This is a genomic window from Pinisolibacter sp. DMC19 (genome assembly GCF_056313985.1).
In genome coordinates this window covers 196,815-222,081 of record NZ_JBQUZF010000004.1, presented here as the reverse complement: position 1 = coordinate 222,081, position 25,267 = coordinate 196,815, and the positions used below count along the sequence as shown (strand labels likewise).

19 protein-coding genes are annotated in these 25,267 nt (G+C 68.9%); 16 read left to right on the top strand and 3 right to left on the bottom strand.

Annotation, left to right across the window (positions count from 1 at the left end; genetic code table 11):
• The first annotated feature begins 6 nt into the window (after positions 1–6).
• The 12 genes from tolA (at position 7) to serA (ending at position 16,098) form a co-directional block, all read left to right on the top strand.
• On the top strand, positions 7–1,164 hold the full coding sequence (tolA, locus tag ACT53U_RS12160; protein ID WP_476155422.1) for a cell envelope integrity protein TolA: 1,158 nt from the start codon (positions 7–9) through the stop codon (positions 1,162–1,164).
• A gap of 53 nt (positions 1,165–1,217) precedes the next feature.
• Positions 1,218–2,606: a Tol-Pal system beta propeller repeat protein TolB gene (tolB, locus tag ACT53U_RS12155; RefSeq protein ID WP_476155420.1), complete on the top strand. Its 1,389-nt coding sequence runs from the start codon at positions 1,218–1,220 to the stop codon at positions 2,604–2,606.
• 231 nt (positions 2,607–2,837) lie between these two features.
• Positions 2,838–3,344 carry a peptidoglycan-associated lipoprotein Pal gene (pal, locus tag ACT53U_RS12150; protein ID WP_476139244.1) on the top strand — a complete coding sequence of 169 codons (507 nt, stop codon included), beginning with the start codon at positions 2,838–2,840 and terminating at the stop codon, positions 3,342–3,344.
• 200 nt (positions 3,345–3,544) lie between these two features.
• On the top strand, positions 3,545–4,549 hold the full coding sequence (gene ybgF / locus ACT53U_RS12145) for a tol-pal system protein YbgF (protein WP_476155418.1): 1,005 nt from the start codon (positions 3,545–3,547) through the stop codon (positions 4,547–4,549).
• A complete protein-coding gene (gene tilS, locus ACT53U_RS12140) occupies positions 4,536–5,840 on the top strand; it encodes a tRNA lysidine(34) synthetase TilS (protein ID WP_476155417.1) in 1,305 nt (434 codons plus the stop codon). Before ybgF ends, tilS begins: the two co-directional genes overlap by 14 nt.
• A 133-nt stretch (positions 5,841–5,973) precedes the next feature.
• Positions 5,974–7,896: an ATP-dependent zinc metalloprotease FtsH gene (gene ftsH / locus ACT53U_RS12135; RefSeq protein ID WP_476155415.1), complete on the top strand. Its 1,923-nt coding sequence runs from the start codon at positions 5,974–5,976 to the stop codon at positions 7,894–7,896.
• A 188-nt stretch (positions 7,897–8,084) separates the two neighbouring features.
• On the top strand, positions 8,085–9,437 hold the full coding sequence (locus ACT53U_RS12130) for a nucleobase:cation symporter-2 family protein (protein WP_476155413.1): 1,353 nt from the start codon (positions 8,085–8,087) through the stop codon (positions 9,435–9,437).
• Positions 9,438–9,600: 163 nt separating this feature from the next.
• On the top strand, positions 9,601–10,947 hold the full coding sequence (gene glmM, locus ACT53U_RS12125; protein ID WP_476155411.1) for a phosphoglucosamine mutase: 1,347 nt from the start codon (positions 9,601–9,603) through the stop codon (positions 10,945–10,947).
• Between the two features lie 464 nt (positions 10,948–11,411).
• Entirely contained in the window at positions 11,412–12,266 is an 855-nt protein-coding gene (locus ACT53U_RS12120; RefSeq protein WP_476155409.1) for an outer membrane protein, read from the top strand.
• A gap of 200 nt (positions 12,267–12,466) precedes the next feature.
• Complete coding sequence (locus tag ACT53U_RS12115) at positions 12,467–13,630, top strand: phosphoserine transaminase (RefSeq protein WP_476155407.1); 1,164 nt, start codon at positions 12,467–12,469, stop codon at positions 13,628–13,630.
• Positions 13,631–13,695: 65 nt separating this feature from the next.
• On the top strand, positions 13,696–14,484 hold the full coding sequence (locus ACT53U_RS12110; protein ID WP_476155405.1) for an enhanced serine sensitivity protein SseB C-terminal domain-containing protein: 789 nt from the start codon (positions 13,696–13,698) through the stop codon (positions 14,482–14,484).
• Between the two features lie 27 nt (positions 14,485–14,511).
• The gene (gene serA, locus ACT53U_RS12105) at positions 14,512–16,098 is read left to right on the top strand and encodes a phosphoglycerate dehydrogenase (RefSeq protein WP_476155403.1); all 1,587 of its coding nucleotides are present in this window, start codon (positions 14,512–14,514) and stop codon (positions 16,096–16,098) included.
• A gap of 54 nt (positions 16,099–16,152) precedes the next feature.
• On the opposite strand, the gene ACT53U_RS12100 is transcribed toward serA, so the two are convergent.
• The 3 genes from ACT53U_RS12100 to ACT53U_RS12090 all read right to left on the bottom strand — a co-directional run bounded on the left by ACT53U_RS12100 (position 16,153) and on the right by ACT53U_RS12090 (position 19,079).
• Positions 16,153–17,046 (bottom strand): DMT family transporter, encoded by an 894-nt coding sequence (locus ACT53U_RS12100; protein WP_476155402.1) that lies wholly within the window; start codon positions 17,044–17,046, stop codon positions 16,153–16,155.
• A gap of 74 nt (positions 17,047–17,120) precedes the next feature.
• Positions 17,121–18,014: a DMT family transporter gene (locus ACT53U_RS12095; protein ID WP_476155401.1), complete on the bottom strand. Its 894-nt coding sequence runs from the start codon at positions 18,012–18,014 to the stop codon at positions 17,121–17,123.
• 114 nt (positions 18,015–18,128) lie between these two features.
• Entirely contained in the window at positions 18,129–19,079 is a 951-nt protein-coding gene (locus ACT53U_RS12090) for a GGDEF domain-containing response regulator (RefSeq protein ID WP_476155399.1), read from the bottom strand.
• Positions 19,080–19,579: 500 nt separating this feature from the next.
• Between ACT53U_RS12090 and ACT53U_RS12085 the strand changes: the two genes are divergently transcribed.
• The 4 genes from ACT53U_RS12085 to ACT53U_RS12070 all read left to right on the top strand — a co-directional run bounded on the left by ACT53U_RS12085 (position 19,580) and on the right by ACT53U_RS12070 (position 25,260).
• Positions 19,580–20,878, top strand: a complete 1,299-nt coding sequence (locus ACT53U_RS12085; protein ID WP_476155398.1) for an adenylosuccinate synthase — start codon at positions 19,580–19,582, stop codon at positions 20,876–20,878.
• Between the two features lie 165 nt (positions 20,879–21,043).
• Positions 21,044–22,510 (top strand): hypothetical protein, encoded by a 1,467-nt coding sequence (locus ACT53U_RS12080; protein ID WP_476155397.1) that lies wholly within the window; start codon positions 21,044–21,046, stop codon positions 22,508–22,510.
• Between the two features lie 58 nt (positions 22,511–22,568).
• Positions 22,569–23,387 carry a 3-methyl-2-oxobutanoate hydroxymethyltransferase gene (gene panB / locus ACT53U_RS12075; RefSeq protein WP_476155395.1) on the top strand — a complete coding sequence of 273 codons (819 nt, stop codon included), beginning with the start codon at positions 22,569–22,571 and terminating at the stop codon, positions 23,385–23,387.
• 61 nt (positions 23,388–23,448) lie between these two features.
• Positions 23,449–25,260 carry an ABC-F family ATP-binding cassette domain-containing protein gene (locus ACT53U_RS12070; protein WP_476155393.1) on the top strand — a complete coding sequence of 604 codons (1,812 nt, stop codon included), beginning with the start codon at positions 23,449–23,451 and terminating at the stop codon, positions 25,258–25,260.
• Positions 25,261–25,267: the final 7 nt, after the last annotated feature.

The following is a 25,267-nucleotide window of genomic DNA, read 5'->3' as shown; positions in this document are numbered from 1 at the left end:
GGATCGATGCGTCCGGGTCTGCCGTCCTCCGCCGTGCTCCACGCGGCCCTTCTCGCCTGGATCCTGTTCGGATTCCCGGGCTTCGAGAAGCGCGAGGACCAGCCGGCGGTCGAGGCCATGCCGATCGAATTCGTGCCGATCGCCGACATCGCCGAGCTGAAGCTCGGTCAGAAGACGGCGAAGCCCAAGGAAGAACTCGTCCCCAAGGACACCGCCAAGTCCGCCAAGGAGGCCGAAGGCGCCCGCGCCGGCACCGACGCACAGGAAGAGCCGCCGCCGCCGATGCCGGAGGCCAAGCCCAAGCCGCCGGAGCCCAAGGCGGAGCCGAAGCCGGAGAAGGTCGCCGAGATCCCCAAGGTCGAGCCGGTCAAGCAGCCCGAGCCGAAGCCCGTGGTGAAGCCCGAACCGGTCAAGGCGCCCGAGCCCAAGCCGACGCCGGTCAAGCCGCCGGAGCCCAAGCCCGATCTGCCCAAGGAGGCGGAGAAGGCCAAGGACACCGGCGAGGGCGCGCCGCCCAAGCCCAAGGATCCGCCGAAGGACACCAAGGCGCTCGACAAGCTGATCGAAGAGCAGAAGAAGGTCGACGACAAGAAGGCCGCCGACGCCAAGGCTGCGGCAGATGCCAAGGCCGCCGCCGATGCCAAGGCCAAGGCGGACGCCAAGGCCAAGGCCGACAAGGCGGCGGCGGATGCGAAGGCTGCGGCCGACGCGAAGGCCAAGGCCGACGCCGCGGCGAAGCAGGCGTCCAACTCCAAGGCCTTCTCCTCGCAGATGTCGGACATTCTCAACCGCAACCATTCCGGCTCGTCGCAGGGCAAGGAGCAGAAGACGGCGAGCCTCGGCGCGCCCTCGGGCAAGCTCTCGGTGGTGCGGATGACCCAGGCCGAGACCGACGGTCTGATCGGCCAGATCAAGAAGTGCTGGAACCCGCCGATCGGTTCGGCCGAGGCCGGGCTCAAGGTGACGCTGCGCTTCTCGCTCAATCAGGACGGCTCGCTCAACGGCCAGCCGACGGTGGTCGAGGGACCGGCCCATCCGCTCGGCGTCAGTCTCGCGGCCTCGGCGCGTCGTGCGCTGATGCAGTGCGGGCCCTACAAGCTTCCCGCGGACAAGTTCTCGGCCTGGAGTCAGGTCGAGGCGACGTTCGATCCCAAGGATCTGTGATGTTTCGGGGGCAGTCTCGCGGACGGCGGGAACCCCCAGCGACGAGGACGACGATGACGACGACACCGAACCCGATCCGCTCCGCGAGCGAGGCCACGGCCGCGCCGCGGCTTCGTCGCGGCGGCGCGCTGCGGCGTGTTCTCGCCGCGGCGACACTCGCTCTGGCGACCGCCGCGGGCGCGCTCTCGCTCGCCACGGCACCGGCCGAGGCGCAGCTGCGCATCACGGTCACCCCCGGCGGCAGTTTCCAGCCGATGCCGATCGCGGTGCCGCAGTTCGGCGGCGATCCGGCGCTCGCCCAACAGATCTCGCAGATCGTCGCCTCCGACATGAAGACGTCGGGCTACTTCAACGTCCTCGATCCGAACTCCTATCTGGAGAAGACGGTCGGCGCCGACGTGACGCCCAACTTCAACAACTGGAAGGGCATCGGCGCCCAGGCGGTGATCGCCGGCACGGTGTCGCGCCAGGGCGGTCAGGTCGTGGCGCAGATCCGCGTCTGGGACGTGTTCGGCGGCTCGCAGGTGGTCGGCACCCAGGTCGGCACCTCGGGCGACAACATCCGCCGCCTCGCCCACATCGCGGCGGACGCGGCCTATTCCTCGCTGACCGGCTTCAAGGGCTTCTTCGACAGCCGCGTCGTCTTCGTCGACGAATCGGGGCCGAAGTCGAACCGGGTGAAGAAGCTCGCGATCATGGACTGGGACGGCGCCAACGTGCGCTACCTCACCCGCGGTCAGGAACTGGTGCTGACGCCGCGCTTCTCCCCGTCGTCGCAGCAGGTCGCCTACATGGCCTACGGCCAGGGCGAGCCGAAGGTCTTCGTGCTCAACGTCGCCTCCGGCGCCCGCCAGCTCGTCGGCGACTTCCCCAACATGACCTTCTCGCCGCGCTTCTCGCCGGACGGCAACACGCTCGTCTTCTCGATGCAGAAGGAAGGCAACGCCAACATCTTCGCCATGGCGCTCGGCGGCGGCGGCGTGCGCCAGCTCTCCGACGGCGCGGCGATCGACACCCACCCCTCCTTCTCCCCGGACGGTTCGCAGATCGTCTTCGAGAGCGATCGCGGCGGCACCCAGCAGCTCTACGTGATGAGCGCGTCGGGCGGCCCGGCCAAGCGCATCTCCTTCGGCTCCGGCCGCTACGCCACGCCGGTGTGGTCGCCCGATCCCGACAACCCGTTCATCGCCTTCACCAAGCAGGACGGTTCGGGCTTCAAGATCGGCGTCATGAAGCCGGACGGCTCGGGCGAGCGCATCCTCACCGAAGGCTTCCACGCCGAAGGCCCGACCTTCGCGCCGAACGGCCGCTACGTGATGTTCTTCAAGGAAGAGGGCGGCGACCCGGTGCTCTGGCTCGCCGACGTCACCGGCCACGTGCTGACCCAGGTCCGCACGCCCGCCGGCGCCTCCGACCCGGCGTGGTCGCCGCTGCTGAAGTGATGCAATTCGGCAACATTGGCGCGGCGACGGTCCCCGCCGCGCCCGCGCCGCGTGCCGGACACCATTTGGCCACGCGCCGGGGGTGAATTCGGTCCCGTCGAGTTTTGAAGAACGAGTCCTTTCGAAAATCGGTCGAAAAGAATTCGTTCACCACGTTCCTGAACCTCGATTTAACCACGGGCCGTCAAGGTTACCGGCAGGTCACTCGGGGTGTTCCGAAGGAGTTTTGTGATGTTCACCTCCATCGCGCTGACGCGCGGTTTCAAGTTTGCGGCGGTCATCGCCACCTCGCTGACGCTCGCCGCCTGCGCGAGCCAGCAGGACAATGCCGGTGACGGTGCCGGCGGTCTGGGCGCCGGTGGTGCCGCGACGCCGGGTTCGCAGCAGGACTTCGTCGTCAACGTCGGCGACCGTGTCTTCTTCACCGTCGATTCGACCGATCTCACCACCGAGGCGCGCTCGACGCTCGACCGTCAGGCGGTGTGGCTGGCCAAGTATCCGCGCTATGCCGTGACCGTCGAAGGTCACGCCGACGAGCGCGGCACCCGCGAGTACAACATCGCGCTCGGCGCCCGCCGTGCCGCCGTCACCCGCGACTACCTGATGGCCCGCGGCGTCGCCTCGACCCGCCTCAAGACCATCTCCTACGGCAAGGAACGCCCGGTGGCGGTCTGCGACGCCGAGAACTGCTGGAACCAGAACCGCCGCGCCGTGACCGTGCTCGGCGGCGCGCAGTGATCGAAGCGGCGCGTTTCGACGCCCGATCGGCATGACGACGACGGCGGCCCCTGCCCTGGGGCCGCCGTTCGTCGTTCTCGCCCTTCGAATTGCCGTGACGACGACAAATTTTGGCCGAACCGCGCGCGCCATGCTAGATCGAGGCCGATCGGTCGCGATCGGCGCGGTCGGCGGACACGAGGGGAAGGAGCGGCGTCTCCATGACGCAACGGAGTGAAGTCACGATCGGGGCTCTCGCCCGTCGGCTGCGAGGCATCGCCGCGACGCTGGCCGTCGGCCTGGCGCTGATGCTCGGTGCGAGCGCGACGGCCTCGGCGCAGGGGTTCTTCGGCGGCGGCAACAGCCGCAACGGCGGTGGCGACGACGGCCAGGTGGCCGACATGTCGGTCCGCATCAACCAGCTCGAAGGCCAGATGCGCGGCCTCAACGGCCAGATCGAGCAGCTGACCTTCCAGATCCGCCAGTTGCAGGACCAGATGGCCCGGCAGCAGAAGGACATGGAGTTCCGCCTGCAGGAGCTCGAGAATGGTGGACGGGCCAAGGCGTCCGCACCGCAGAAGAAGTCGGAGGCGCCGGACGCCGGCGGCCCGGCACTCGCCGCGGCGCCGGTGCCCGTCGCCACGCCCCCGGCGGCCCAGCCGCAGGTCGGCAATCGCGGCACCCCGCCGGCGAACCTCGGCAATCTGTCGTCGAGCGATCCGATCGGCGGCCTGATCGGCTCCGCCGCGCCGATGGAACTCGGTGCGACGGCGCGGCCGAAGCCGGCCGAGAGCCAGCCGGTGCCGGGCGTCGACCCGCGCTATGCCGCCGTCGCCCCGACGGCGAGCCCGCGCGACGAATACGACGCCGCCTACGGCTACATCCTGAACGGCGAATACGATCTCGCCGAACAGAGCTTCAAGACCTTCATGGGCAACCACCCGACCGACAAGCGGCTCGGCGCGGCGCAGTTCTGGCTCGGCGAGAGCTATTACGCGCGTGCCCGCTACAAGGAGGCGGCCGACAGTTTCCTCAAGAGCTACACCCAGTTTCCCGACGGGGCGAAGGCGCCCGACAGTCTGTTGAAGCTCGGCCTCGCCCTCAACGGGCTCGGCGAGAAGAAGGCCGCCTGCGCCTCCTGGGACGAACTGCTCGCCAAATATCCCAAGGCCTCGAAGGCGGTTCGCGATCGCGCCGCGACCGAGAAGGCCCGTGGCAAGTGCTGACGACGGCCCCGTCTCTCCGGTCGAGGCGCTCGCCGCCTTCGCGCCGTCGAAGGGACGTCGGGGCGTCGCGCTGGCCGTCTCCGGCGGCCCCGATTCGCTCGCACTGATGCATCTGTGGGCCGACGCCCGCACCCTCGATCCCGACCTGCCGCGCGCCGTCGTCCTGACCGTCGATCACGGCCTGCGCCCCGAGGCCCGCGCCGAAGCCGACTTCGTCGGCGCCGAGGCCGCCGCCCGTGGCCTCGACCACCGCGTTCTCCATTGGACCGGCCCGAAGCCCACCGCCAATCTCCAGGCCGAGGCCCGCGCCGCACGGCGACGCCTGATCTTCGCCGAAGCCGTCCGCGACGGGCTCGACACGGTGATCCTCGCCCATCAGGCCGACGATCAGGCCGAGACCTTCCTCTCTCGCCTCGCCCGCGGCTCCGGCGTGCGCGGCCTCTCGGCCATGGCGCGGATGCGCGAGGTCGACGGCCTGCTGCTCTTCCGCCCCTTCCTCGACCTCCCCCGCGCCCGCCTCGCCGCGACGCTGGCGGCGCGCGGCATCACGGCGGTCGAAGACCCCTCCAACCGCGATCCCCGCCACGAGAGGGCGCGGCTGAGACTGGCGGCCGATCTCTTCGCCGCACACGGGCTCTCCCGCGACAGGCTCGTCGCCACCGCCGCGGCGATGGCGCGGGCGTCGGAGGCGATCGAGGCGGCGGTCGACGCGCTCTTCGCCCGCGCCGGGACCGTCCATCCGCTCGGCTTCGCCCGGATCGACGCGGACACCGTCGCGGCCGAACGGGCGGAGATCCGCCTGCGTCTCCTCTCCCGCCTGATCGGCCTCTTCGGCGACGCGGTCCATGGGCCACGGCTCGACGCGGTCGAGGCGATCGACGCGGCGCTGACGGGCGCGAGCGGTAGGGTCGTGCGCACCCTCGGCGGCGTCAGGGTCGAACGGCGGCGGGGATCTCTGTGGTTCGCGCCCGAGGCGGGACGCGCCGAATCGATCGCGCTCGCGCCCGGCATGCGCCGGCGATACGGCGGCTGGCTCTTCGAACGGGCTCGAGGCGACGGACCGGCGGTCGCGATCGGCCCGCTCGGCGAGACCGAACGTCGCGCCCTGCGCGCTTCGGGGCGCCTCTCGCCGGACGTCGTCGGCGATCCGGCGCCCTCGGCGGCGCTCCTCTGCGGCATCGTCGTGCTGCGTGCGGCGAGCGCCCCGGCGTTGCTTCCCGGCGTCGACGACCTTCCCGCCGAACTCTCGGTCCGGGCCCGACCGCCGCGGCTCGCGGAGACCGACCGGTAACGAATTCGTCATGGCTCGGTCCCACTTTCGGGCCGTCGTCTTGGCATTCGCGGGGGGGAGACCTATCTTCACCCGCAGTACAAGGGATCGGACGGCGTCTGCCGATCGCGCGGATGCGGGAACAGGATCTTCGATGAACGCGAATCTCAGGAATTTCGCCATTTGGGTGATCGTCGGTCTTCTGGTGATCGCGCTCTTCCAGCTCTTCCAGAATCCCGGTCGCGGCGGCGGCTCGAACGAGATTGCGTTCTCGCAGTTCCTCGACGACGTCGAGAGCGGCAAGGTCAAGCAGGTCACGATCACCGACCAGCAGATCGCCGGCTCCTATCGCGCGCAGGGCACGTTCCAGACCTATGCGCCGCCCGGCGCCAATCTGGTCGACGAACTGCGCAAGAAGGACGTCGCCATCGTCGCGCGGCCGGCGGGCGAGAACTTCAGCCTCCTCGGCGCGCTGATCTCGTGGATGCCGATGATCGTCATCATCGCCATCTGGCTCTTCGTCATGCGGCAGATGCAGGGCGGGGCCGGCGGCAAGGCGATGGGCTTCGGCAAGTCCAAGGCCAAGCTGCTGACCGAGGCGCACGGCCGCATCACCTTCGAGGACGTCGCCGGTATCGACGAAGCCAAGGAGGATCTCCAGGAGATCGTCGAATTCCTGCGCGATCCGCAGAAGTTCCAGCGGCTGGGCGGTCGCATCCCGCGTGGCGTGCTGCTGGTCGGCCCTCCGGGCACCGGCAAGACGCTGACCGCGCGCGCCGTGGCCGGTGAGGCCAACGTGCCCTTCTTCACCATCTCGGGCTCCGACTTCGTCGAGATGTTCGTCGGCGTCGGCGCATCCCGCGTCCGCGACATGTTCGAGCAGGCCAAGAAGAACGCGCCCTGCATCATCTTCATCGACGAGATCGACGCGGTCGGTCGTCACCGCGGCGCCGGTCTCGGCGGCGGCAACGACGAGCGCGAGCAGACGCTGAATCAGCTGCTCGTCGAGATGGACGGCTTCGAACAGAACGAAGGCATCATCATCATCGCGGCCACCAACCGGCCCGACGTGCTCGACCCGGCGCTGCTGCGTCCCGGCCGCTTCGATCGCCAGATCACCGTGCCGAACCCGGACGTCAACGGCCGCGAGAAGATCCTCAAGGTCCATGTCCGCAAGGTGCCGATGGCGCCGGACGTCGACCTGCGCATCCTCGCCCGCGGCACGCCCGGCTTCTCCGGCGCCGACCTGATGAACCTCGTCAACGAGGCGGCGCTGCTCGCGGCGCGGCGCAACAAGCGCCTCGTCACCATGGCCGAGTTCGAGGACGCCAAGGACAAGGTCATGATGGGCGCCGAGCGCAAGTCGATGGCCATGAGCGAGGAAGAGAAGAAGCTGACCGCCTATCACGAGGCCGGCCACGCCATCGTCGGCCTGACGGTTCCGGCGGGGCTCCCCGTCCACAAGGCGACGATCATCCCGCGCGGCCGCGCGCTCGGCATGGTCAAGTTCCTGCCCGAGGGCGACCGCTATTCGATGAAGTACAAGGAGTACACCTCGCACCTCGCCGTCGCCATGGGCGGCCGCGTGGCGGAGGAACTGGCCTTCGGCAAGGAGAACATCACCTCCGGCGCCGTCGGCGACATCGATCAGGCCACCAAGATGGCCCGCGCCATGGTCACCCGCATGGGCTTCTCCGACGAGCTCGGCCTCGTCGCCTACGGCGAGAACCAGGACGAGGTCTTCCTCGGCATGTCGATGGGCCGCCAGCAGAACGTCTCGGAGGCGACCGCCCAGAAGATCGACCGCGAGGTCCGCCGACTGATCGAGGAAGCCTACGAGGAGGCCAAGCGCATCCTCACCGAGAAGCACGACGCCCATATCCGTCTCGCCGAGGCGCTGCTCGAATACGAGACGCTGACCGGCGACGAGATCAAGGACCTGCTCGACGGCAAGCCGCCGAGCCGCGACGGCACCACCACGACCAACGCGCCGCGCACCTCGTCCGTGCCGCCGACCGCCGGCCGCGACGCCAAGGGCGGTGAGCCGGGCACCGACCCGATGCCGCAACCGAGCTGATCGGAGCGCCGTTCCCGAAGACACGCGAAGCCCGCCCCCCCGGCGGGCTTCGTCGTTTCCGGCCCCGCGACGGGTGGGCGCGCGCGACGCGCTCGCCGCTGTATACGATCTGGCCCGGGACTTGCGAGGCCTTCGACGAGGCGCCGGGCCCGTGGGGGGCGGGCGCGTCCTGTTCGGAGGGATCCCGCATGTCGGACAAGGTCGAGCCGGTCGACGAACGTCTTCCGGCGCTACGCCTCGGTGCACTCGGTCTGCAACATGTCCTGGTGATGTACGCCGGTGCCGTCGCGGTGCCGCTGATCGTCGGACGGGCGCTGAAACTGCCGCCGGAGCAGGTCGCCGCGCTGATCGGCGCCGATCTCTTCGCCGGCGGCATCGCCACGCTGATCCAGGCCTGGGGCCTCCCGGGCGTCGGCATCCGCCTGCCGGTGATGATGGGCGTGACCTTCGCCTCGGTCGGACCGATGATCGCCATCGGCACCAACCCGGAGCTGGGACTGCTCGGCGTCTACGGCGCGGTGATCGCGGCCGGCCTGTTCGGCGTGCTGGTTGCACCTTTCGTGAGCAGGTTGTTGCCGCTCTTTCCGCCGGTCGTCACCGGCACGATCATCACGGTGATCGGCATCTCGCTGATGCGGGTGGGCGTCAACTGGGCCGGTGGCGGCATCGGCAACCCGGCCTTCGGCGATCTGCGCTTCCTCGGCATCGCCCTCTTCGTGCTCCTCGTCATCCTGAGCCTGTCGAAATGGGGCAAGGGCTTCGTCGCCAACGTCGCGGTGCTGGTCGGCATCGTCGTCGGCTGCTTGGTCGCGGCGGCGACCGGACTGATGAGCTTCGACAAGGTCGCCTCCGCCGCCTGGTTCGGGGTGGTGGTGCCCTTCCAGTTCGGCGTGCCGAAGTTCGATCTCTTCGCGATCCTCACCATGTGTCTGGTGATGGTCGTCGTCATGATCGAATCGACCGGCATGTTCCTGGCACTCGGCGAGATGACCGGCGCGAAGATCGACGAGAAGCGGCTGACCGCGGGCCTGCGCGCCGACGGTCTCGGCACGCTGATCGGCGGCCTCTTCAACACCTTCCCCTACACGTCCTTCTCGCAGAACGTCGGCCTCGTCGGCGTCACCGGCGTCAAGTCGCGTTGGGTGGCGGTGACCGGCGGCTTCATCATGCTGGCGCTCGGCCTCCTGCCCAAGCTCTCGGCGCTGGTCGAGGCGGTGCCGCAGTTCGTGCTCGGCGGCGCCGGCCTCTGCATGTTCGGCATGGTGGCTGCGACCGGCATCCGCATCCTCTCGGCGGTCGACTTCAAGGCGGCGAAGAACAACCTCCTCGTCGTCGCCATTTCGATCGGCTTCGGCATGATCCCGCTGGTGGCACCGAAGTTCTTCGAGCACATGCCGAAGGCGATGTCGCCGCTGCTCGAGTCGGGCATCCTGCTCGCCTCGATCGCCGCGGTGGCGCTCAACGCCTTCTTCAACGGGCTCGGCAAGGGCGACGCGCTCGCCGATGCGGCGGAGGCCGCCAAGGCCGTCGACCACGCCTGAGCGCAGCCCGACCGGTGATCCGCCCGTCGTTCACCCTGCCCGACGATCGTCGGGCGGGGTGCGCGACGGGTTTTTCGTCTCGCCGCGATCGGTGCTATAGGAGGCCCTTCATCGATGAGGCGGGAGCGCAGAGGCGTCCCCGCGCGAGAGAGAGACTTCGACGATGGCGCGCAAATTCTTCGGCACCGACGGCATCCGCGGTCGCGCGAATGCCTGGCCGATCACGCCGGAACTCGCCATGAAGGTGGCGATGGCGGTGGGTCTGTCGTTCCGCAAGGGGACGCATCGCCACCGCGTGGTGATCGGCAAGGACACGCGCCTGTCGGGCTACATGATCGAGACGGCGATGGTCGCCGGCTTCACCGCGGTCGGCGTCGACGTCTTCATGACCGGCCCGATCCCGACGCCCGGCGTCGCCATGCTGACGCGTTCGCTGCGCTGCGACTTCGGCGTCATGATCTCGGCCTCGCACAATCCCTATCAGGACAACGGCATCAAGATCTTCGGACCGGACGGCTACAAGCTCTCCGACGAGATCGAGGCCGAGATCGAGGCGCTGCTCGACGAGGACCTGACCGGGCGGCTCGCCGCCTCCGCCGACCTCGGCCGCGCCAAGCGCATCGACGGCGTGCAGGACCGTTACATCGAGTTCGCCAAGCGCACCCTGCCGCGCAACCAGTCGCTCGCCGGCCTGCGCGTCGTCATCGACTGCGGCCACGGCGCCGCCTATCGGGTGGCCCCGGACGCGCTGTGGGAACTCGGCGCCGAGGTCTTCAAGATCGGCGTCGAGCCCGACGGCCGCAACATCAACGACGGCTGCGGCTCGACCGCGCCGGGCCTCCTGCAGAAGAAGGTCCACGAGGTGCGCGCCGACATCGGCATCGCCCTGGACGGCGACGCCGACCGCGTCATCATCGTCGACGAGCTGGGCCAGATCGTCGACGGCGACCAGCTGATGGCGGTGATCGCCGAGAGCTGGGCCGAGGAAGGCCTCCTCGCCCGCAAGGGCATCGTCGCCACCGTCATGTCCAACCTCGGGCTCGAGCGCCACCTCGGCGGCCTCGGCCTCGAACTGGTGCGCACCGGCGTCGGCGACCGCTACGTCGTCGAGGCGATGCGGGCGGGCGGCTACAACGTCGGCGGCGAGCAGTCGGGCCACATCGTGCTCTCCGACCACTCCACCACCGGCGACGGCCTGATCGCCGCGCTGCAGATCCTCGGTGTCGTGCAGCGGCGCGGCCGGCCGGTCTCCGAGATCTGCCATCGCTTCGATCCGGTGCCGCAGATCCTCAAGAACGTCCGCTTCAAGGGCGGCAAGCCGCTCGAGGACGCCTCCGTCAAGCAGGTCATCCGCGACGCCGAGGCGCGCCTCTCCGGTTGCGGACGCCTGGTGATCCGCCCCTCCGGCACCGAGCCGCTGATCCGCGTGATGGGCGAAGCCGACGACGCCTCGCTGCTCGGCGCGGTGGTCGACGACATCGTCGACGCTCTCGGACGCGTCGCCGCCTGAGATTGCATTCTTCTTCCGAGTATCGCCGAAGAGGCGCGATCGCGCCTTCGCCCCCCGTGTCGCCACGGGGGGCTTTTTCGTGTTCGAACGATTGCGTTCAGTCTTCGTCAATCATGTTTTCCGTGGTTAACCGACACGGTTAAGAAATTGTCGACGTTTCTACTCCAGAACCGCCGTCGAGACGCGACGGTAGTTCGCTGCGCGCGTCGGGCGGGTTTCGGCTCTCTTCGGCGAAAATCGCGTAAATCGGGGACTTCGTCTCGTCGTCGAACATCGGCTCGGATGCGGCCTTCCGCGACGATCGACAGATGTCGGGCGACGACAACGAGAAACATGGTGAACACGACATGCCGAACACTGTCGGGACTAAACGCTTCATTAACCAAGTGCGTGCTGAAATCGGCTCGATCGAGACAGCGGGTCGGTTCGCCGTGCGAGCCTCCGAAAACGGCAGGAATGTTCCGATGACCAAGATCATGACGTCTCTTCTGGCCGGTACGGCCTTCTTCGGGCTCGCCGCAGCCGCCCAGGCGGCCGACATGGCGTCGCCGCTGCGCGGACCGACCGTGGTTCCCTCCATGGCCGAGCCGGCGTCGACCGCCAGCGGCTGGTATCTGCGCGGCGACATCGGCGTCGTGATCGACAACAAGGCCGGCTTCTCCGAATACGAGCCGGGTATTCCGAAGTCGATCGTCTCCGACAAGCTGTGGACCGCGCCGTCGATCGGCATGGGCATCGGCTATCAGTTCAACGAATATCTGCGTGGCGATCTGACCGGCGAGTTCATCTCGACCCGCGCGATGAAGGCCACCGCCACCTACACCGGCGGCACTGCGCTCGCGCCGACCAACAACACCAACCAGTACAGCGGCGACGTCACCTCGGCCGTGCTGCTGGCCAACGTCTATGCCGAACTCGGCACCTATTCCGGCTTCACGCCCTATGTCGGCGCCGGCGCCGGCGTGGCCTACAACCACATGTCGAACATCTACGAGTACGCCTCGTGGAACGGCTCGTCGTCGGGTACCAACTTCGGCGTCATCCCGGGCGGTTCGAAGTGGAGCCCGGCCTGGGCGCTGCATGCCGGCTTCGCCTACGATCTGTCGCCGAACCTGAAGCTCGACGTCGGCTACTCCTACAAGGACCTCGGCAAGGTCGCGAGCGTCGGCAACTCGAACTGCAACACCTCGGGCTGTCTGCCGGAGTCGATCGAACTGAAGCGCATCCAGAACCACTCGCTGCACGTCGGTGCGCGGTGGATGTTCGATGCCCCGGCGCCGCGCCAGCACTACTCGGCCCCGGTCATCGCCAAGTACTGATCCGGTCCGATCCGATCCCTTCGGAGGGCGCGACGAGCGATCGTCGCGCCCTTCGACGTTCCGGGTAAGGGATTCCGCGTGCGACGAATGCTCCCGCGGTGCAGCGACGGATTCGTTTGCTTCCCGAGCAGGAAACCGCTATCGGCGACGGCGGGACACCCCTCCCCACCGAGGGGCGCCCATCTGAAAGGATGGAATCAATGACGATTGCTCGCCCGGCCACCAAGCCCGCCTGCCCGAACTTCTCTTCCGGCCCCTGTGCCAAGCGCCCCGGTTGGTCTCTCGATGCTCTCTCCGGCGCCCTCGTCGGTCGCTCGCATCGCGCCAAGCCCGGCAAGGCCCGCCTCCAGCTCGCCATCGACCTGACCCGCGAAGTGCTCGGCGTCCCCGCCGACTACAAGATCGGCATCGTGCCGGCGTCCGATACCGGCGCCGTCGAAATGATCATGTGGTCCGCCCTCGGCGCCCGCGGCATCGACATGCTCGCCTGGGAGAGCTTCGGCGAGGGTTGGGTCACCGACGTCGCCAAGCAGCTGAAGCTCGAGGACGTGCGCGTCTTCAAGTCGGCCTACGGCGAGCTGCCGGACCTCTCGGCCGTCGACACCAAGACCCGCGACGTGGTCTTCACCTGGAACGGCACCACCTCCGGCGTCCGCGTGCCGAACGCCGACTGGATCGCCGCCGACCGTGAAGGCATCACCATCTGCGACGCGACCTCGGCCGCCTTCGCGCAGGACCTCGACTGGGCCAAGCTCGACGTCGTCACCTTCTCCTGGCAGAAGGTGCTGGGCGGCGAAGCGGCGCACGGCATGCTGATCCTCTCCCCGCGCGCGGTGGAGCGGCTCGAGAGCTACAAGCCGGCCTGGCCGCTGCCCAAGATCTTCCGCATGACCAAGGGCGGCAAGCTGATCGACGGCATCTTCGTCGGCGAGACCATCAACACGCCCTCCATGTTGGCGGTCGAGGACTATGTCGACGCGCTGAAGTGGGCGCAGTCGGTCGGTTCGCTGAAGGGCCTGATCGCCCGCGCCGACGCCAACACCAAGGTCATCGCCGACTGGGTGGCGGCGTCCAAGTCCTTCGCCTTCCTGCCGAAGGTCGAAGCGACGCGGTCGAACACCTCGGTGTGCCTGTCGATCGTCGATCCGCAAGTGGTCGCCAAGGGCGACGAGGTGGTCGCCAAGGTCGCCAAGGCGATCGTCGCGACGCTCGACAAGGAAGGCGTCGCCTACGACATCGGCGCCTATCGCGACGCGCCTGCCGGCCTGCGCATCTGGTGCGGCGCCACCGTCGAGGCTTCCGACGTGGCGGCCCTGACCGAGTGGCTCGACTGGGCCCTGGCCGAGGAAAAGGCCAAGCTCTGATCGCGACGAAGCAATCCCTGCCGATGAAAGCCGACCCCCACCTCTAGAACGGGAAGGGGCAAGCGATGTTCGAACCTGAAAACGACTTCGAACGGCGATTGGTGGAGGCGGCCTTACAGCCCGCCTCCCGTCGCGCCTTCGTCGGCTCGCTTCTGAAGGAGACGGTCCATCTGGCGCTGTTTCCCGACGAACGCGGGATGCAGTTGCTCGCTGGTCTCGATCCCGAACAGGGTGGGGTCCTTCCCGAGGGAGTGACCATGAACATGCGGATGGCGAACGTCGAAGGCGTTGCCTGCGTGCCGATGTTCACCTCGCCTGGGCGGATCTGGGATTTCACCCGAGACACTCACGTCGCGACGTCCGACACGATCGAAGCGGTGTTTCGCCGATACCCCGGAATGGGCTTCGTGCTCAATCCGTATGCCGAATATGGCAAGCACTTCCTTCCGGCGGAAGCGGAAGCCCTTCTGGCGGGAGCTGTTCCAGCCATGAAGGCCGTTGTCGTGCCCGAAGGAAGTCGCGTTCTCGTGGGCGTACCCGCGCAGAACACGACCGATATTCGCATGGCTCTGACGGCGCACTTCTCTCGCTTCGACGATGTCTCGTCTGCCTATCTGTCGATAGTCTCGATCGGAGGGCAGGCACCCAACCTTCTGGTGGAAGTCGTCGTCGCCGATCTGGCCAAGGCCGACCGCGAGGCGCTGGCAGCACCATTGCTCCAACTGGCGCGTCCCGAACGGATGATCGACTTCACCATTCGCGACACCGCCAAGTCCGTCATCGCCTTCGGCTCAGTGCCGCCATTCTATGTCAGCAAAAAGCGATCTCTCCTGAGCAGGCTCTTCAGGCGATGATCTCGTAATCTCACGAGGTATGCTCCCATGGCTCCGCGCGTACTCATCTCCGACAGCATGTCTTCCGCCGCCGTCCAGATCTTCAAGGATCGCGGCATCGAGGTCGATTACCTGCCGTCCCTCGGCAAGGACAAGGACAAGCTCGCCGAGGTCATCGGCGACTACGACGGCCTCGCCATCCGCTCCGCCACCAAGGTCACCGCCAAGCTGCTCGAGAAGGCGACCCGGCTGAAGGTCATCGGCCGCGCCGGCATCGGCGTCGACAACGTCGACATCCCCGCCGCTTCCGCCAAGGGCGTGATCGTCGAGAACACCCCCTTCGGCAACTCGATCACCACCGCCGAACACGCCATCGCGCTGATGTTCGCCGTCGCCCGTGAGATCCCCGCCGCCGATGCCTCCACCCAGGCCGGCAAGTGGGAGAAGAACCGCTTCATGGGCGTCGAGATCACCGGCAAGACGCTCGGCATCATCGGCTGCGGCAACATCGGCGCCATCGTCGCCGACCGTGCCCAGGGCCTGCGCATGAAGGTGATCGCCTTCGATCCCTTCCTGTCGCCGGAACGCGCGGCCGACATCGGCGTCGAGAAGGTCGAGCTCGAAGACCTGCTGAAGCGCGCCGACTTCATCACGCTGCACACGCCGCTGACCGAGAAGACCCGCAACGTGCTCTCGGCCGAGAACCTCGCCAAGTGCAAGAAGGGCGTCCGCGTCATCAACTGCGCCCGCGGCGGCCTGGTCGACGAGGCGGCACTGCGCGCGGCCCTCGATTCGGGTCACGTGGCGGGTGCCGGCTTCGACGTCTTCGTCGAGGAACCGGCGACCAGCAACGTGCTCTTCGGCCACCCGAGCGTCGTCTGCACGCCGCATCTCGGCGCCTCGACCTCGGAAGCCCAGGAGAACGTCGCCCTGCAGGTCGCCGAACAGCTGTCGGACTATCTGCTCACCGGCGCCGTCACCAACGCGCTCAACATGCCGTCGGTCTCGGCGGAAGAAGCGCCGAAGCTGACGCCCTTCGTGCGGCTCGCCGAGATGCTCGGCTCCTTCGCCGGCCAGTTGACGGAGGCCGGCATCGCCGGCGTGCGCATCGAGTACGAAGGTGAAGTGTCGGGCATGAACACCCGCGCGCTGGGTGCGGCGGCGATCGCCGGTCTGCTCAAGCCGCAGCTCGACGCCGTCAACATGGTTTCGGCCCCGGTCATGGCCAAGGAACGCGGCATCGCCGTCGAGGACGTCCGCCGCGATTCGGCCGGCACCTTCGACAGCCTGATCCGCCTCGTGGTGAAGACCGAAGGCCAGGAGCGTTCGGTCGCCGGCACCGTCTTCGCCGACGGCAAGCCGCGCATCGTCGAGATCAAGGGCATCCAGATGGACGCCGAGTTCGCCCCGTCGATGCTCTACGTCACCAACAAGGACAAGCCGGGCTTCATCGGCCGCCTCGGCACGCTGATGGGCGAGGTCGGCGCCAACATCGCCACCTTTGCCCTCGGCCGCAAGGCGGCGGGCGAGGACGCGATCTGCCTGATCGCCGTCGACGGCCCGGTGTCGAACGAGCTGATCACCCGCGTCGGCGCGCTCGAGGGCGTGGTGCATTCCAAGCGCCTGACCTTCTGAGACGGACACGCGCGAGAATCGAAACGGCGGCGGGAGCGATCCCACCGCCGTTTCTCATCTGATCAGGCCCAACCGCCGCGGCAGCCGCCCGTCGATCGCCGCGAGGCCGGCGCCGATCAGCACGACGCCGGCGACGTGTTGCGGCGCCAGTCTTTCGCCCAGCACGGCGAAGCCGAGGAAGATGGCGCTCGGTGGGATCAGGAAGGTGACGAGCGTCGTGTTGGTCGGGCCGACCAGCGTCGTCAGGCGGAAGAACAGGATGTAGGCGACCGCCGTCGACAGGATCGCCAGCGCGACGACGCAAGTCATCGCCGCCGCGCTCGGCACCGCCGCCGCCCACGGCGGCGAGACGATCAGCGCGACCGGCACCAAGACCACGCTCGACGCCGTGAACTGGCCGAGCGCCGTGGCGATCGGCGGATGCCCGCGGAAGCGCCGGCTCCAGAGCGCTGCGACGCCGTAGGAGAGCGCCGCGCCGAGGCAGGCGAGTTCGGCGGCGAGGTGATCGGCGAGACCGGCCAGCGCATCGACGCCGACCAGCACCACCACCCCGAGGAAGGCGACGGCGATGCCGACGAACTTCGCCGGCGGCGCCTTGTCGTCGGCGGTGAAGAGATGGGCGACGATCACCCCGAAGATCGGCGTGGTGGCGTTGAGGATCGAGGCGAGGCCGGCGCCGATCGTCTTCTGGCCCCAGACGATGAGGCAGAAGGGGACGATCGTGTTGAGCACGCCCATCACGGCGTAGTCGCGCCAGGAGGCTCGGTCGCGCGGCAGCGTCACACCGGTCGCCCGCGCCGCGACGAAGAGCACGATCGCGGCGAGGAAGACACGGCCGGCGACGATGTCGAGGGTCGCGATCTCGGCGACCGCGACGCGGTTGAACAGGAAGGACCCGCCCCACAGGGTGGACAGGACGAGGAGCATTCCCCAGGCGGCGACGGGCATGTCGGCTCCGAGTCTCGTTGGTCGAGGGGCATGAATGGGACGGCGCGGCCGACCGCGCCACCCGTTTTTCGACGTCAGCGCCGCTGCGCCAGAACGATGCCGGCCATCACCAGAGTGAGGCCGGCGGCCTGATACCAGCCGAAGGGCTCGCCGAGGAAGACGACCGCCATCGACGCCCCGAAGATCGGGATCAGGTTGACGAAGATGCCCGCCCGCCCCGGCCCGATCAGTTCGACGCCGCGGATGTAGAAGACCTGCGCCAGGAACGACGGGAAGATCGACACCAGGATGGTGATGATCCAGCCCTCCGGCGTCGGCCAGAAGGTGCCGGAGGTCGCGGCCTCGGCGATCGTCAGCGGCAGCGAGGTGACGAGCGCCACCGCGACCAGCGCGGTGAAGAGCGACAGCGAGGCGACCCGCGGCCGATCCTCGAGGCCGACGGTGTAGATCGCGTAGGAGATCGTCGCACCGACCATGAAGAGGTCGCCGAGGTTGAAGGCGAGCGTGCGGGCGACCTCCCAGTCGGCCCGAGTCGCCACGATCGCCACGCCGGCGACGCCGAGCGCCATGCCGAGCCCCTGCGCCAGCGTGATCTTCCGCCCGCGCACCAGGAAGGCGAGCGAGAAGACGAAGGCCGGCATCGCGCCCTGGACGATCGACATGTTGGCGCCCGAGGTGTGGTGGGCGGCGGCATAGAAGAAGGCGGTGAAGGCGGTGTAGCCGGTCAGCCCGAGCAGCGTCAGCAGCCAGGGCTTGGCCTTCAGCGCCGGCAGGTCGGGCGTGATCGCCCGGCCGTGGACGACCGTCAGCACCACGAGCACGATGCCCCAGCGCAGCGAGACGAGCAGCATCGGCGTGACGTGACCGACCGCGAGGCGTCCGGCCACGGTGTTGGCCGCCCACTGCAGCGAGGCGAGCGTCAGCAGGGCATAGGGGCTCGCCCACAGGGCGGAAGGAGAGGCACGCACGGGATCGGTTCACCGCAGCTCGAGGGAGGCGAAGGGAAGCCGAGCGGCGCGCGAATGTAAAGCGGCGGCGTGCGGACAAGGCATGCGACGGCTCCCGGCCGCCGCGCCGCGACCTCAGCAGGCGAGATAGATCGTCTCGGGATGGAGTACCGCCTCGCAGGCATGCGGCACCGCGTCCTCGCCCGAGCCCGTGGTCTGGGCGGCGACGACGCGGTTGCGGCCGCCGGTCTTGGCGGCGTAGAGCGCGACGTCGGACTGTTTCAGCAACTGGTCGACCGTCTGGCCCTGACCGTGTTCGGCGACGCCGATCGAAACCGTGACCGGGATCACCTGACCGCAGACCGCGATCGGCCGCTGGAGCACCAGCTGCCGCAGCCGTTCGGCCTCCTGATAGGCGTCGAGCAGGTCCCATCCCTCGAGCAGCACGGCGAATTCCTCGCCGCCGAGCCGCGCGGCGAGGCCGGGGCGCGACCGCAGCACCTCGGCGACGGCGCGCAGCACCTCGTCGCCGGCATCGTGGCCGAAGGTGTCGTTGACCCGCTTGAAGTGGTCGATGTCGAGCATCAGCACCGAGACCGGCTGCTCCGAGCCGCCGCGGCGGGTCGCCTCGCCGGCACGATCGAAGAAGGCACGACGGTTGGGCAGCTCGGTCAGCGCGTCGAGCGTCGCCATGCGCAGCAGTTCGCGGGCGGCGCGGGTGGCGCGTTCGGCGGCGCGCAGACGGGCGAAGAGCTCGGCCGGGACCGGCGGCTTGGTGACGAAGTCGTCGGCGCCGGAATCGAGCGCCTCGATCAGGCGGTCGCGGTCGTGGGTCGACGACATGGCGATGACGTGGATCGGGCGGTGGGAATTGGCGATGAGGCGCGCTTCCCAACACAGTTCGAGACCGGAGATGCCGGGGATCTCGAAGGAGGTCATCAGCACGTCGACGCTCTCGTCGGTGCGCAGGCAGTCGAGGACCGCGTGGCCGTCGCCGAACGCGAGAACCTCGTGCCCGCCGTCGGCGAGCATCTTCGTCATCAGACGCTGTCCGATGCGGCTGGGTTCTGCCAGGACGATTCGCATGACTTCCTCGTTCGCAACCCTGCGGCCGTTCTCCGAACGGTGCCGAGCCTCGACCGACACGTCGTTGTGTGGCCGTAGGCCTGACGCTAGCGTCACCGGGTTAAGAGGATCTTTCGGCGAGAAGGTTCTCCAGCGAAAACCCGTAGTGGAAACCCCCGAGGCTTGCGACCCGCCGTCGCAGGTGGACGAGCCTTCGTGCTCACCCCGACAAGGGGAGGGTCGCGCGGGCTGGCGTTTGTCGCTATAGTCCGCGCGCCGTCGCCGGCCCGGTCGCGTCGCGCGGGCGAAAAGGCGGATCGGTTCGATCGCTTCCCCCCTTCTTTCGTGCCCGATCACGAGGCGGAAAGGCGGGGGCGAGGCGTCGTCGCGCGTCGTCGGCCGCAGCCGACGGAGACGACGGATCACACCGGTCGCTGCCGGTGCGAGTGTTGGAACATGCCGGCCGAGGTCGGTGCAGAGTTTGGATCATGCCGGCTCCCGCCGGCAGGGGAAAGGGCGCAATGGCCAACGTGGTTGTCGTCGGGTCGCAGTGGGGCGACGAGGGTAAGGGCAAGATCGTCGACTGGCTTTCCGAGCGCGCGGACGTGGTGGTCCGCTTCCAGGGCGGACACAACGCCGGCCATACGCTGGTCATCGACGAGGTCTCCTACAAGCTCTCGCTGCTCCCCTCCGGCGTCGTGCGTCCGGGCAAGCTCGGCGTCATCGGCAACGGCGTGGTCTTCGATCCGCATGCCTTCATCGCCGAGGTCGGCCGCATCTCCGCCCAGGGCGTGAAGATCTCGCCGGAGAACCTGCGCATCGCCGAGAACGTGACGCTGATCCTGTCGGTCCACCGCGAGCTCGACCAGCTGCGCGAGGCGACGGCGTCGGCCAACGGCACCAAGATCGGCACCACCGGCCGCGGCATCGGCCCGGCCTACGAGGACAAGGTCGGCCGTCGCGCCATCCGTCTGATGGATCTCGGCGAACCCGCTTCGCTGCCGTCGAAGATCGACCGCCTGCTCGCCCATCACAACGCGCTGCGTCGTGGTCTCGGCCAGCCCGAGGTGGCGCCGGCGACGCTGCTCGAGGAACTGACCTCGATCACCGACGCGGTGCTGCCCTACATGGACGTCACCTGGCGCCTGCTCGACGAGCGCCGCCGTGCCGGTGCGCGCATCCTGTTCGAGGGCGCTCAGGGCGCCATGCTCGACATCGACCACGGCACCTATCCTTATGTGACCTCGTCGAACACCGTCTCCGGCCAGGCCGCCACCGGCTCGGGCCTCGGACCGGGCGCCGTCGGCTACGTCCTCGGCATCACCAAGGCCTATACGACCCGCGTCGGCGAAGGTCCCTTCCCGACCGAGCTCAAGGACGCGGTCGGCGAGAAGATCGGCGAGCGCGGCCACGAGTTCGGCACCGTCACCGGGCGCAAGCGTCGCTGCGGCTGGTTCGACGCGGTGCTGGTACGCCAGACCGTGCAGGTCTCGGGCATCGACGGCATCGCGCTGACCAAGCTCGACGTGCTCGACGGCTTCGACGAGATCAAGGTCTGCGTGAAGTATCTGCTCGACGGTCGCGAGCTCGACCACCTGCCGGCGAGCCAGGCCGAACAGGCCCGTGTCGTGCCGGTGTGGGAGACCATCGAAGGCTGGAAGGGTTCGACCCAGGGCGCCCGCTCCTGGGCCGATCTGCCGGCGCAGGCGGTCAAGTACGTCCGTCGCATCGAGGAGTTGATCGGCGCGCCGGTAGCGATGCTGTCGACCTCGCCCGAGCGCGAGGACACGATCCTGGTGCAGGACCCGTTCCGGGACTGAACCGGAACTGAAATCTCGCGAAACGAGCAGGCCGGCCCTGTTCGTTTCGCGTCGTGGTTGGAGTAGGCTCTCGCCGGAACTCTCGGGAACGGGGGCGACGGCGGACGGGGCGTTTCCGGGGGGGTCTCGCGGCGAGCCCCTCGGCGGATTCTCGGAAGGCTCTGAATGGCTGACTATCATGCGATCCTGAAGCGGGCGATCTCGTCCCTTCCGTCCGCGAACGGCGAGGCTCGCCGCGCGGTCTACGAGAAGGCCCGTTCCGCGCTGGTCAACCAGCTCAAGGCCTTCGATCCGCCGCTCACGCCTTCCGAGATCACCCAGCAGCGCCTCCAGCTCGAAGAAGCCATCCGCAAGGTCGAATCGGAGGCCGCCAAGGGTCTGCTGAAGCCGACGCCGCCGGTGCCGCCGGTGCTGCCGCCCGATACCCCCGTCGCGCCGCAGCCGGCGCCGCAGCCCCATGCCGGGATGCCGGCCGGCCATGCCGAGGCGACGCACGAGATGTCCGCCCGTCCGCCGGTCGTCGACGACGCGCCCTCGCGCGAGACGCCGCCCCATGTCTCCGGCCCGACGGCGCCCACCGCGGCGTTGCGCACCGTGGTCGACGAGGCCGGCCAGCTCGGCTCTGCGACCAAGGAACTCGGCCGTCAGGCCCGCGACGCTCTCGCCGAGACCGGGCTGCCGAGCTTCGGCCGCGAGAACGCCGAGCCGCCGCGCCGCCGCGAGACGGCCGAGCGCCGACGCCGGCGCAACGAGGCGGTCAACGGCGAACGCGGCCCCTCGCGCCTGCCGGTGGTGATCGGTCTCGGCGCCGCGATCATCGTCTTCGTCATCGGTATCGTCGCGCTGTGGTCGCAGCGCGAGGCGATTTCCGGCTTCTTCGGCGGCCGCGGCGAGAAGGTCGTCGACATGGCCTCGCGCGGCGGCGAGAAGCTGACGCCGAAGGTCACCGATCGCATCGCCTCCGACGACGCCGGCAAGAACGGGCCGGCCAAACCCGTGCCGACCCAGACCATCACCGCCTCGCCGCAGTTGCAGAGCGCCGACGGCTCCCGCCCCATCGACGCCGCCGTGCCGAAACAGGCCGTGCCGTTGGTCGCCCAGAAGGCCATCCTCTACGAGGAGGGCAAGGCCGGCGCCCAGGCGATCATCTCGCCCGGCAAGGTGGTGTGGCAGGTGGTGCCCGACCCGACCGGCGGCCGCGACGCCGTACTGCTGCGGGTGCGCGCCGAGATCCCCGACCGCAAGATGGTCGTGAACCTGTCGATGCGCCCCAACGCCGACACGTCCTTCCCGGCGAGCCATCTCGTCGAGATCAAGTTCCAGCTGCCGCCGGACTTCGACGGCAAGGCCGTCACCGGCGTGCCGGGCATGATCATGAAGGCGACCGAGCAGTCGCGCGGCGATCCGCTGATCGCGGCGTCGGCCAAGGTCGCCGACAACTTCTTCTGGATCGCGCTGGGCGCGGCGGAGACCGACCGCGAGCGCAACTTCAAGCTCATCAAGGAGCGCGGCTGGATCGACGTCCCGATCCTCTACGAAAACGGCCGACGCGGCATCCTGACGCTCGAGAAGTCCGGCGCCGGCGACACCGCCTTCGCCGACGCCTTCGCCGCCTGGGGTCAGGCCAACTGATTCGATCGATCGCCCTTCCTCCGGCCTCGTCCGTCGAGGCCCGAACCGCGAGTCCATCATGAGCACCCACGCAGAAGTCCGGCGCCGCACCGTCCGTGACATCCGCAACGCCAAGGGCAAGACGCCGATCGTCTCGCTCACCGCCTACACCGCGCCGATGGCGCAGATGCTCGACGACGAGGTCGACTTCCTGCTGGTCGGCGATTCGCTCGGCATGGTCGTCTACGGCCTGCCGTCGACGCTCGCGGTGACGCTCGACATGATGATCGCCCACGGCGCTGCCGTGGTGCGCGGCTCCAAGCGCGCCATGGTCGTCGTCGACCTGCCCTTCGGCGCCTATCAGGAGAGCCCGGAACAGGCCTTCCGCACCTCCGCCCGCGTGCTCGCCGAGACCGGCGCGGCGGCGGTCAAGCTCGAGGGCGGCACCGAGATGGCGCCGACCATCCGCTTCCTCGTCGAGCGCGGCATCCCCGTGATGGCCCATGTCGGCCTGACGCCCCAGGCGGTCAACGCCTTCGGCGGCTTCCGCACCCAGGGCCGCAACCCGGAAGAAGCGGCGAAGATCTTCGCCGATGCCGTCGCCGTCGCCGAGGCCGGCGCCTTCGCCGTGGTGATCGAAGGCACGGTCGAGCCGCTCGCCCGCCGCATCACCGAGGCGATCGCCATCCCCACCATCGGCATCGGCGCCTCGGTCGCCTGCGACGGTCAGGTGCTGGTGATCGACGACCTGCTCGGCGTCTTCTCCGACTTCACCCCGAAGTTCGTGAAGCGCTACGCCGAGCTCGCCCCCGTGATCCGCGCCGCCGCCAAGACCTACGGCGACGAGGTGCGCGAGCGCCGCTTCCCCGGACCGGAACACGTCACGCCGGGGGCGTGAAACACGGGGCGATCGACGAATCGGCGTGGCGTTCCGACCGGCGATCGGCTAATCGGACGCCATGGCCGCACCTCTTCTCACGCTTCGCGACGTCACGCTGACCTTCGGCGGCGCCCCTCTGCTCGAGGGCGCCGAACTGATGGTGCACGAGGGCGAACGCATCTGTCTCGTCGGGCGCAACGGCTCGGGCAAGTCGACCCTGCTCAAGGTCGCCGCCGACATCCTCCAGGCCGACGGCGGCGAACGTGTCGTGCAGGGCGGCGTCACCATCCGCTATCTGCCGCAGGAGCCGGATCTCTCGGGCTTCGCCACCACGCTCGCCTATGTCGAGGCCGGCCTCGGACCGGGCGACGACGGCCACCGCGCCCGCCTGCTGCTCGAGGACCTCGGCCTGACCGGCGACGAGGACCCGAAGACGCTCTCGGGCGGCGAGATCCGCCGCGCCGCGCTTGCCCGCGTGCTGGCGCCCGAACCCGACGTGCTGCTCCTCGACGAGCCGACCAACCATCTCGACCTGCCGGCGATCGAATGGCTCGAAGCCGAGTTGAAGACGATGCGCTCGGCGCTCGTGCTGATCTCGCACGACCGACGCTTCCTCGAGAACCTGTCGCGGGCGACGGTCTGGCTCGATCGCGGCCGGACGCGGCGGATGGATCGCGGCTTCCACGACTTCGAGGCCTGGCGCGACGACCTGCTGGAGCAGGAAGAGGCGGCGCGCCACAAGCTCGACCGCAAGATCGCGATGGAACTCGACTGGCTGCGCTACGGCGTGACCGCCCGGCGCAAGCGCAACCAGCGCCGCCTCGCCGACCTCGGCGCCCTGCGCGAGCGGCGCAAGACCGAGCGGCGGGTGCAGGGCGAGGTCAAGATGGCGCTCGCCGAGGCCGAACAGTCCGGCAAGCTGGTGATCGAGGCCAAGGGCATCGCCAAGAGCTATGACCGGCCGATCGTCGCCGACTTCTCGATGCGCATCGCCCGCGGCGACCGGATCGGCGTGGTGGGCGCCAACGGCGCCGGCAAGTCGACGCTGCTCGGGCTCCTCACCGGCCGCCTCGCGCCCGACGCGGGCACGGTCCGCATCGGCGCCAACGTCGAGATGGTGACGCTCGACCAGAAGCGCGAGGCGCTCGACCCGACGGCGACGCTCAAGGAGACGCTGACCGGCGGCCGCTCCGACAACGTCTCGGTCGGCGGCGAGATGCGCCACGTCATCGGCTACATGAAGGACTTCCTGTTCTCGCCCGATCAGGCCAACACGCCGGTGTCGGTGCTGTCGGGTGGCGAACGCGGCCGCCTGATGCTGGCGCGCGCGCTGGCGCGGACGGCGAACCTGATGGTGCTCGACGAGCCGACCAACGATCTCGACCTCGAGACGCTGGATCTGCTCGAGGAGATGCTCGGCGATCACCCCGGCACCGTCATCGTCGTCAGCCACGATCGCGACTTCCTCGATCGCGTCTGCTCCTCCGTGGTGATGGCGGAAGGCGACGGCCGCTGGGTCGAATATGCCGGCGGCTATTCCGACATGGTCGCCCAGCGCGGCGCCGGCGTCGCCGCCCGCCGCATCGAGAAGGCCGAAGCCCCGGCGCGCGCCCCCAAGGCGGAGACGCCGCGGGCCGAGGAACCGGCGAAGAAGCGGCGGCTCTCCTTCAAGGAGAAACACGCCCTCGAGACCCTGCCGGGAAAGATCGAGGCGCTGCAGAAGAAGCTCGGCGAGCTCCACGGCCTGATGGCCGACCCCGACCTCTACGCCCGCGATCCCGCCCGTTTCGACAAGGTGTCGAAGGCGGTCGACGAGACGCAGACGGCGCTGTCGGCGGCCGAGGACGAATGGCTTGCGCTGGAAATGCTGCGCGAGGAGATCGAGGGCTGAGGAGGCG